Genomic DNA, 1,748 nt, shown 5'->3' with positions numbered 1-1,748 from the left:
GCCATATTTGCAGTACCAGCAGACGGCCCACAGGATAATATGACGCTCAAAATGTCGACCTTTAAATGGGTTCATGTGCTGCTCCTTCAACTAAACAGTGGCATCAGTTTACCATCGCCAGATCTTTGCAACAGTGCCCTCTAATCCCCATACACCACAAATGATCATAACTCGAAAGCTGCCGAGAAGATCGCTCACAAAGAGTAATTTTGTTCGAAGATAAAAAAACGGATGACTCAGTCATCCGTTTTTTTATGCCGAAACGTAGGGGGCGACCTTCTTTTTCGGTCGCCCAGTGCCGAGAGCATCGGGCTGACCGAAAAAGAAAGTCAGCCCCTACAGTCTGTAGCATTACTTAACCTCTAATCCTTTTGCCTGCATGTCGGCATGATAGGAAGAGCGCACAAACGGGCCGCAGACTGCGTCGGCGAAGCCCATTTCCATTGCTGCTTCTTTCATCTCATCAAACTCAGCCGGGCTAACGTAGCGCTGTACCGGCAGGTGGTGACGGCTTGGCTGCAGATACTGCCCCAGAGTCAGCATGGTCACGCCGTGGCGACGCAGGTCGCGCATCACTTCAACGATTTCGGCGTTGGTTTCACCCAGACCGACCATCAGGCCAGATTTGGTTGGGATGTGCGGATGCGCCTCTTTAAAACGTTCCAGCAGCTTCAGCGACCACTCGTAGTTGGCACCCGGGCGAACCTGACGGTAAACGCGCGGCACGTTCTCAAGATTATGGTTGAACACGTCTGGTGGAATGGCAACCAGAATTTCCAGCGCGCGATCCATACGGCCACGGAAGTCCGGCACCAGCGTTTCGATCTTAATCGTGGGGCTTTTCTCGCGGATGGCAGTAATGCAGTCGGCAAAGTGCTGAGCACCACCGTCGCGCAGATCATCGCGGTCAACGGAAGTGATCACCACGAAGCGCAGCGCCATATCAGCGATAGTCTGCGCCAGTTTACCCGGCTCGTTGGCATCCGGCAGGGTTGGGCGACCGTGTGCCACATCACAGAACGGGCAGCGGCGGGTACAGATAGCGCCAAGGATCATAAAGGTCGCGGTGCCGTGGTTGAAACACTCGGCAAGGTTAGGGCAGGAAGCCTCTTCGCAAACGGAGTGCAAACCATTTGTGCGCATCGCGGTTTTGATGTCCTGAATGCGGCTGGAATCGGCGGGGAGTTTGATTTTCATCCATTCCGGCTTACGCAATACCTCTGTACGTTCAGTCACCACGGTTTTCACCGGGATCAACGCCATTTTGTCTGCATCGCGGTATTTAACACCGCGTTCCATCACGATCGGTTTACTCATAATCTTGCAGGTTCCAGGTTAGATTACGGTAGTCAATTCGTTGCCGAATCTATATTACCGCGAACACTCAATGAGTTGGTGACTTTCAACTTTTTTGATAAAGCGCAAAAAATTATAGGGGCTGTCCTAGATAACTAAGATCATCTAGGATAGTGCCATGAGAAAAAGCAGACTCAGTCAGTACAAACAGGAACGGTTACTTGAACAGTTTATTGCAGGCTCCACAGCCCGTATTGCCGCAGAGCTGGTTGGTGTCCACAGGAACACTGCTGCATACTATTTTCACCGCCTCAGAGTGCTGATAGCCGAGCACGTAGATAGGCACTCCTGGTTTGATGGTGAGATTGAACTGGACGAAAGTTATTTTGGTGGTCGTCGTAAAGGTCAGCGTGGCAGAGGTGCTGCCGGAAAAGTGCCTGTTTTCGGGCTTC

1 protein-coding gene and 2 pseudogenes are annotated in these 1,748 nt (G+C 51.9%); 1 reads left to right on the top strand and 2 read right to left on the bottom strand.

The window, feature by feature from the left end:
* Positions 1-75: pseudogene (locus tag BBW68_RS17985) on the bottom strand (IS6 family transposase); the annotation flags it as partial.
* Positions 76-351: 276 nt separating this feature from the next.
* Positions 352-1,317, bottom strand: a complete 966-nt coding sequence (gene lipA, locus BBW68_RS11290; RefSeq protein WP_070135440.1) for a lipoyl synthase — start codon at positions 1,315-1,317, stop codon at positions 352-354.
* Positions 1,318-1,474: 157 nt separating this feature from the next.
* Here lipA and BBW68_RS16785 point away from each other — a divergent pair.
* Positions 1,475-1,748, top strand: a pseudogene (locus BBW68_RS16785) (IS1595 family transposase); the annotation flags it as partial.

It is taken from the genome of Candidatus Erwinia dacicola (genome assembly GCF_001756855.1).
Classification (GTDB): Bacteria; Pseudomonadota; Gammaproteobacteria; order Enterobacterales; family Enterobacteriaceae; genus Erwinia; species Erwinia dacicola.
The sequence above is the reverse complement of the archived record's forward strand: the minus strand, read 5'-3'. Positions and strand labels throughout refer to the sequence as shown.